This is a genomic window from Chryseobacterium paridis, from assembly GCF_016595215.1.
GTDB lineage: Bacteria > Bacteroidota > Bacteroidia > Flavobacteriales > Weeksellaceae > Chryseobacterium > Chryseobacterium paridis.
Map to the genome: position 1 here is coordinate 215,230 of NZ_JAENHK010000010.1, position 8,165 is coordinate 223,394.

At 32.7% G+C, this 8,165-nt stretch carries 7 protein-coding genes; 6 read left to right on the forward strand and 1 reads right to left on the reverse strand.

What is annotated here, in order from left to right; genetic code table 11:
• Positions 1-48 precede the first annotated feature (48 nt).
• From JHL15_RS10645 to JHL15_RS10655, 3 genes are read left to right on the forward strand one after another with little or no spacing between them, the layout of a single operon-like run.
• Positions 49-1,983, forward strand: a complete 1,935-nt coding sequence (locus tag JHL15_RS10645) for an alpha/beta hydrolase (RefSeq protein WP_200245643.1) — start codon at positions 49-51, stop codon at positions 1,981-1,983.
• Positions 1,984-2,019: 36 nt separating this feature from the next.
• On the forward strand, positions 2,020-3,264 hold the full coding sequence (locus JHL15_RS10650) for a DUF6625 family protein (RefSeq protein WP_200245644.1): 1,245 nt from the start codon (positions 2,020-2,022) through the stop codon (positions 3,262-3,264).
• A 27-nt stretch (positions 3,265-3,291) separates the two neighbouring features.
• Positions 3,292-3,684 carry a cysteine peptidase family C39 domain-containing protein gene (locus JHL15_RS10655; RefSeq protein WP_200245645.1) on the forward strand — a complete coding sequence of 131 codons (393 nt, stop codon included), beginning with the start codon at positions 3,292-3,294 and terminating at the stop codon, positions 3,682-3,684.
• 79 nt (positions 3,685-3,763) lie between these two features.
• Here the strand turns inward: JHL15_RS10655 and JHL15_RS10660 are convergent, their stop codons facing one another.
• Entirely contained in the window at positions 3,764-4,669 is a 906-nt protein-coding gene (locus JHL15_RS10660; RefSeq protein ID WP_200245646.1) for an aldo/keto reductase, read from the reverse strand.
• 289 nt (positions 4,670-4,958) lie between these two features.
• Between JHL15_RS10660 and JHL15_RS10665 the strand changes: the two genes are divergently transcribed.
• The 3 genes from JHL15_RS10665 (at position 4,959) to JHL15_RS10675 (ending at position 7,477) form a co-directional block, all read left to right on the forward strand.
• Positions 4,959-6,044: a sensor histidine kinase gene (locus JHL15_RS10665; RefSeq protein ID WP_200245647.1), complete on the forward strand. Its 1,086-nt coding sequence runs from the start codon at positions 4,959-4,961 to the stop codon at positions 6,042-6,044.
• Positions 6,041-6,742, forward strand: a complete 702-nt coding sequence (locus JHL15_RS10670) for a LytR/AlgR family response regulator transcription factor (protein ID WP_200245648.1) — start codon at positions 6,041-6,043, stop codon at positions 6,740-6,742. The genes JHL15_RS10665 and JHL15_RS10670 overlap by 4 nt, the downstream gene beginning before the upstream one ends.
• A gap of 165 nt (positions 6,743-6,907) precedes the next feature.
• A complete protein-coding gene (locus JHL15_RS10675; RefSeq protein ID WP_200245649.1) occupies positions 6,908-7,477 on the forward strand; it encodes a porin family protein in 570 nt (189 codons plus the stop codon).
• Positions 7,478-8,165: the final 688 nt, after the last annotated feature.

The following is an 8,165-nucleotide window of genomic DNA, read 5'->3' on the forward strand; positions in this document are numbered from 1 at the left end:
ATACAGTGACTCTATAAATAACAAAAAAATAAAAATTAATAATTCTATATGAAGACCCAGAAAGTAATTTTTTTACTACTTATGATGGTATCCTCGTTTCTGTTTGCTCAGAAAGGAGAATACACAATTACAAAAACAAAACCATTTTTTGACGTTGAAAACCTCAAAGATGACCAATCGGTTGAGTGGGGGTACCTTTCAGTTCCTGAAAGCTGGATCGCTCCGTCAAGCAAAATAAAAATAGCATATGTTGTTTTAAAAAAGAAAAAACAATCCACTCAAAAGCCTCTGGTATATATAGAAGGTGGACCAGGACAATCCGGGGTAGGTGCGTTTGGATATTTTAGGAATCATCCTCTAAGAGACTACTCAGATATCATATTGGTGGATGCAAGAGGAGTGGGGAATTCGCTACCTAAATTATGCCCGGAACTAGGAACGGAAATATTTAAAATTTTATCTTCAAACGAATCTTCAACAGCAGATGAGAAAAACAGGTCATTTGCCGCAATGAACTGTAAAAATGAGCTGATAAGAAAAGGGATTGACCCTGCTAACTATAGCAGTATCAATATCGCCAATGATCTTCATGCGCTTAAAAAGGCTTTACATTATGACAAATGGAATGTACTTGGAGTTTCATATGGGACTTATATTTCGCAGGTATACGCCAATTCATTTCCTGAAGATTTCAATAAAATGATTCTGGATTCTCCGGTTGATAATATCTCTGAATATTATAACAAGATCAATGATCATTATGTCAAAGAACTCAATATATTTTTTGCTAAATGTAAGCAAAACCCGGCGGTAAATAAAAAATTCCCAAATCTTGAAAAGACCTATTATGAAGTAATAGAAGATCTGGCTAAAAATCCATTAACGGTAGGAGTTCCTAAAGATCTTCTGGAAAAAGGTAGCTTTACTTTTAATAGCGAAGATTTTAAAATTGTAATTCACCAGGCTTTATACACGAAGCAATTAATAGAGGTATTACCCGTTATCATTACCTTATTTCATAAAAGAGATGCCGAAACACTCAGCTCAATTGTAGGTGTATTTTCTGGCGTTTTTAAAGCATTGGACTTTGGGACCTATTATAGTATGGTACTTAATGATGCGATTCCTTATAATTCATTGAAGTATTATGATGAGGATGCAGCGAATTATCCCGGATTAAAAGGGGGATTATCATTTTATAGAGCCGACTTTCTTGTGGGCAGCCAGTGGAATAATAATAAACAGGTTCCGCAAAATATATTAGACTATGGAAAGATGTCTAAAATTCCAACGATGATTATGGGAGGAGAATTTGATCCTATTACTCCTGTTTCAAATGCACAATCCCTGGCAGGACTACTGAAAGCCCAACTGATCATCTTCAAAAATGAAGGACATGCTCTCTTATTTGGAAAGGAAGGAAGTGATCTTATCAATAATTTCATCAATGATAAAACGCCTTTGAATTCAGGCAGTACACAAGTTATTAATTCCCCGGAAGTGAGGTTTATCACAGACATTCATATCAACTCAGGAATTACCAAATTAGCCATGTTATTATTTGGTGGCTTTGATATTCTAAAAGTTGCTCCGTTGATTCTAGCTTATGGAATTTTATTAGTTGCCATTATTTTCTTTTCTGTAAGTATATGGAGAAGACGAAAGGTAGACAAGCTAATCATGAAAGCTTTCTACGGGATACTTATCATTAATTGTATCATAGGAGTAGTACTTATGGCGGGGCTTATCTATGCGATCGTTTATTCCAATAATACGAATTTTTTTATATGTGCTTTTGGTATTCCCGAAAAGTTTATCAATTTATTTTATTTGTTAAAAGTACATATGATCCTATTCGGTTTATCATTCATACTATTTTTGGTAACCTACAGACAACTTACATATAAGATCATTGTCATTTCAGTACTATTTTCATTTATATTAATCCTTTCGTATTTCTATTACTGGGGGTTCTTTAGTTAATATCATTTTTAGTCTCTAATTATTATCCTAATTATTATGAAAAAAATAGCATTTATAAATTGTTTTTTCGGGAAAACCTGGCCGGACTATTTTGATTATTTCCTGAAAGGCTGTGAATATAATCCAACCATAGATTTTTACATTTTTACCAATATTGCTCCTAAATACAAAATAAAGAATGTTCATTTCATTAAGTTTGATTTACAAAAGTTTAATGAAATGGCAACTGAAAAACTAAAAATTTCGGTCAACGTAAAGGATGCCTATAAACTGTGTGACTTTAAGCCTTTGTATGGGGAGATCCTACAAGAATATATTTCAAAGTATGATTTTTGGGGATATTGTGATGTAGATTTAATGTTTGGGAACATACGAGCATTTGTTACCCATGATATGCTAAATGAATATGATGTCATTTCTCCTGTGGATAAATATCCTGCCGGATTCTTTACCTTATACAGAAATACTCCTTTTATAAATAAAATATTCAGGCTAAGTAAGGACTTTAAGAAAATAGTACAAAGTGACAGGCATTTCTGCTTCGATGAATGTAACTTTGAATTTAATACCGTTCAGACACAGGACATACAATATATTGATTCTGAAATAGAAAGTATGGCCTTATTATTACGGAAGTTGGAAATAAGTAATAAAATCAGATATTTCCATGCGGATATGGCTCAGGAATTTTTACACAGTAGAAATGCCCATATATGGAGAGATGGAAATATTTATGACCTTATTACAGAAAAACATTATCTATTAATTCATTTTATTAATATTAAAGGTTTACCTACCTTCCATATAGAAAAATACACAAAGACAGAAGTAAACAAACGAGAGGTATTTTATATATCGCCTCAATTTCTTGGCAGGGATTTAAAAAGGAAATTTAATTTCCAGCTATTTATCAGCCCCTATCAGAAGAAGGTTAGAAATTTCATGTCGAAGACGTATGCTATTGCATTAAAACGGCCTTATGCTTTTCCTTTTATAGAAGATACGCCATATAGATCTGCCAATCAGGAGATCTTCTTTTATAAGAAATCTGAAAAAAGTGTGATTATGCTTACCTCAACAAGTACTTTGGACAATTATATGTACAGTGAAATTTTTCTTTATCAAATCAAAGAAAATCATTACTTCTGTTGGAATAAGATTGATAAAATTCAATATTTTGCTAAGTTTCATTATCTAAAAGGAGAGGAGAAAGCCTATAAAATTGAAATAGAAGATCTCAATCTCACAGAAAGAGGAACAATGTATTTAATGAATAAATAGAAACATAAATAAAAGAATATATATATAATGTTACCTGCAGATTATAATAAGATTAAAACATACGAAATTTTTAAAATATTCTTCCAGCACTACGAACCAAAAAAAACTGTACAGGAAGTTGATTGCGAAAATTTGGATTTTGTAACGCTACACAACATCCTGTCTTCAACTTTTCAAGTTGAAAATGTGGTTGGGAAAAAAAGTATTGACGATCTGACAAACAGTACTTTACCTGCAATCGCATTTTTAAATATAAACGGTGGAAGCTTTGCTGTAGTAAGTGAAATAACTGAAGGCTATGTAAAATGGACTTCTCCTCAATATGGTGAACAGAAAAACAGCATGAACTTATTTAAGAAAATCTATAGCGGCTTGGTATTGACACATATTGTGGAAAAAGAAATGGATAAAATTATGTAATGATAGATTTTCATAAAAAAATAACATAACAACCGAATAATAAATCGGCTTAAACTTTTGTTTAAGCCGATTTATTTATCTAATCTACCCTCGCAATAAACCCGGGAACCCCAGTTTTCACCACTTGATTATATCTTTGCCTGGTTTCAATACGATTAATTTCATCAAATGCATATTGCGGTAAAAAATCTACATCAAAATTCTCATTTGCACGAGCCCTGGTTTTGGGCGTTGTAAGTAAAGCGGTTCCACGTTGGGCCGCCCAACCAAGTAGCACCTGTGCCGGGGTCTTTCCAATATCTGTAGCAATCTTTAGAATAACAGGATCTTCCAGTAAGCCCGGCCTTATTCCATGACCCAGTGGAGCAAAAGCTAAAAAGACAATATCACTTTCTTTACAAAAGTTCAAAAGCTCTGTTTCTGGTAAATAAGGATGTGATTCTATCTGAACCACTGTAGGTTTGATCCTTGCGGATTCGTAAATAGGAGAAAGCAGCTCCAAACTTACATCAGATAATCCGATATTTTTCACTTTTCCAATATCTACAAGCTTTTCCATTGCTTTCCATGTATCTAATAAAGTGACATCTTTATCATAGATGGTATTGCCATTTTCATCCCGAGGATCCTGATCATCTCCCGGTTGAAATGCAAATGGAGTGTGAATAAGATAAGCATCCAGATAGTCAAGCCCCAATCTTTCCAGACTGGCGTCCAAAGCAGCTTCAACCCTTTCAGGGCGATGGTTGATATTCCATAATTTTCCGGTTACAAAGATATCTTCACGACGAATGCCAGTTGCTGCAAGCCCCTCGCGTAGTGCGATACCTACTTCATTTTCATTTTGGTATCGCTCTGCACAGTCAAAATGTCTGAATCCTGCTTCTAGAGCATCGACAGTTGCACTTATTGTTAAAGCTTTATCTGGAATCAATGTTCCAAACCCAAGTACCGGCATTCCAATTTTATTATTTACTGTTTCCATTTTATATAATGTATTTGGATAAATTGTTTATCTGAAATTTTTGGAGTATTCCTTTTTCCTATTACAAATGTCAATAGAATTTCCAGGGTAGTTATGTGACCCAGATCACAATTTAGTGTAAGATAATTGAGTACAATGAAAAGGCTGAAGAAGTCTTTCCTTTAGAAGAAATTTAGTATAGTAAATAAGCAGTCTTGTATAATTTATTTCTAAGATCGTAAAAATTGCTTTTATTTTGCATGTTCTTAAGACTATAAATTAGTAAATAATACATCTTGAGAATATAGTCATGAAGGAAAACTTTAATCTAATTTTTAAAGAAAAACAGGTAAAAGATGATTTTTTGCTGAGGTTTCTTGTAGATGGAAAGTATAGAATAATCCGACATCTTTTAAGCTTTTCATGTATTTTGTTTTTCATGACCGCGGGAAGAAGATGGGGAGAGTTCGATGGTATTTATGATCATTTGGACTGGATCTTTAATGTATCATTATTATCGCTCCTGTTCTATTTTAATATGTATATATTAATTCCAAAATTTCTTTATAAAGGAAAATCGATTAATTACCTGATTATTTTATGTTTTTCGGTTCTTATTGGATGCAGCTTTTTACTCATTCATAGAAAGGTTTTACTGGAAAGTCATCGTTTACTTCCTGCTATAAACATAAAAAATTCACTGCTGGAAGTTTTAGTTGTTACCTGTTTTTTAATACCCATCATTTTGTTTTCGAGTGGGCTGAAATTGTTTCAGCACTGGATGGCAGATATTGAAAAATTTTATGAATTGAAAAAAAAATCAGCAGAAAGCGAATTAATAGCTTTAAGAAACCAGATACAACCTCATTTTCTATTCAATATGCTTAATAATATTAACATTCTTACCAGAAGAGATCCTAAAAAAGCCTCCTATATTATTTTGAAACTTTCAGATTTTTTAAGGCGACTTTTATATGAAGATAACGAGAATGAAGTGTATATTTCTTCAGAGATCAAGTTTATGGATGATTATCTGAGTCTTGAAAAAATCAGAAGAGACAATTTTGAATACACGATAAAATATTGTGAAGATCAAATTAGAGATGTAAAAATCCCACCTAATATTTTCCTTATTTTAATTGAGAATGCGATTAAACACAGTATGGATTCATCAGACGGATCGTACATAGATGCCGTATTATTAATTGAAAATGGATTTCTAAAAGTTCATGTGGTCAATTCAGTTCCTACCGTGAGTATCACTAAAAATAAAGAGAGTGGTGTAGGCTTAAATAATATGCAGAGACGGTTAGAGCTGATTTATAAAGATACCTACTCGTTGAAGTCGAGCAGGACTAAAGATGAATATATGACCACTTTAAAGCTTCCGTTATGAAATGTATAGTCATTGATGATGAACCTGTTGCCCGAATGGGGATGGAAGATTTAATAATGGACTCTCCAGGTCTCACATTTTTGCGTGCTTTTAATAGTACAATTGGTGTTGAAGAATATCTGAAAACCCATGAAGTAGATATTATTTTTTTAGACATTGAAATGCCTGTCAGAAGTGGAATTGAATTTGCACCGTTAGTACCTCCTGAAACACTGCTTGTATTCACTACAGCTTATCCTCATTATGCCATTGAAAGCTATGAATTAGATGCAATGGATTATCTTCTGAAGCCGATATCACAGGAACGCTTTAATAAAACCGTATCTAAGGCAGCAAGTTATCTTGCACTCCTGAAAAATGATAAATATAGTATTGAAAATACTTCTGATGACCATATTATTGTTCGGGCGGATAAACGTTTTCATAAATTATTCTATAATAATATTACCCATATAGAAGCCCTGAAAGATTATGTTATTATTTATACAGCTGATGAAAAACGACATATCACCTGGATGAATCTCAAGAATATGTATTTAAAATTGCCTCAGGACCAATTTATCAGAATCAGCAGAAGCCATATTGTAAATAATCGATTTGTTACGTCTTTTGATAACACCACTGTGTGGATTAAGGAAATTGAAATAACCTTAGGGAAAAGCTTTAGGGATGATTTCTTTGCCAAACATTCTCTGTAAGCTGATTATCCCTTTTATTATTCCGGTTCTTATCGTAAAATAATCGTTATTCCCATCAGATATTTTCGAGTTTAGTATAGTAATTAGGTGGATATGTATAATTCTCGGTATTTACAATTTCATCACCATGTAACTTTACCAGAATTACACATTAAATATACTATTATGAGAAAAATGTTTTTTGCAATCTTGTTGTTTGCAGGTTTAGCGGAAGGAAGTGCTCAATTGCATTTAGGAGCAAAAGCAGGCGCCAATCTTACAAAAATTGATGGGGAGGCTTTCAGGGATAAATTCGCACTGGGGTATCAGTTGGGAGGATATGCTTATTATGATTTTTCAAAAGCTTTTGGATTGCAGCTGGAGGTTCAGTTTAATCAATCCAATACGAAGATCGAAGAAAGATATTCAGAAGTTCTTTTTAATGTCTTTGATAAAAAGAAAAAGCTGAACTATATTTCTGTACCGGTTTTGCTACGCCTTAATACCAAGGGACTGATAACCATAGTAGGAGGCCCTCAATTTAGTTTTTTAGCCAATAGTGATGAGACCACTCTTCAAAACAGTAAGCGCCTTTTTAAGAAAACAGATTTTGGTCTGGTTGCAGGCGTTGAAGTCAATTTCAAACCATTTATATTGTATGGCAGATACACCTGGGGCTTTAGTAAAATAAGTGAAATTGGTGATTCTCCAAAAAGCAGACAAATCCAGATTGGGTTGGCCGCAAATATTTTCTAATACATGAGCCCGTTATTTTGATTGTCTGAAACAAATATCACCAGAATTTATCAGTTAATTAATAAAATGTGAACAGCATAAAATTATGCCGATAAACCAAATTTAGGGCTGCAGGCTGAAGATTTAGGATACTCTATTATGGTGTTTCACCGTAACATGAAAAATGATATTAATAAAGGTTAAAAATGAAATCAGCAATGGATTTTTATTTTTAGCCTTTTTAATTCCAAATCATCGATTAGGTCATATCTGACTATATAGTTAAGCAATAAAGCTTTACGGTTGAAAAAAAATTCACCTCGATGTGATTATTATTATGTGTAGTATAATATTAGTCTAAAAGCTTTATAATGAATAAACTAACTTAAATATCTCAAATTGTTATGCGTAATTTAATTAAACAACCTTATAATTTAATATTATTTTAATGCTGTTTGTATTGATAAAAAACTTACATTAGCATATCACCAAAATGAGACATAAAGAACAAAAAAGTATGAAATGCCCATAAATACGGGCTTTGCATGTTAAAACTATATGAACAAAAATTAAATTTCTATGAAAAATGTGCCAACACAAAAAAAAATTAAACACCTGTTCAGGATGTTTGATATTTTCAATCCTAACCTGAACGAATTTTCATCTACGGATCACATTCACTCTTCCAAAATATTGAATACAATACGGC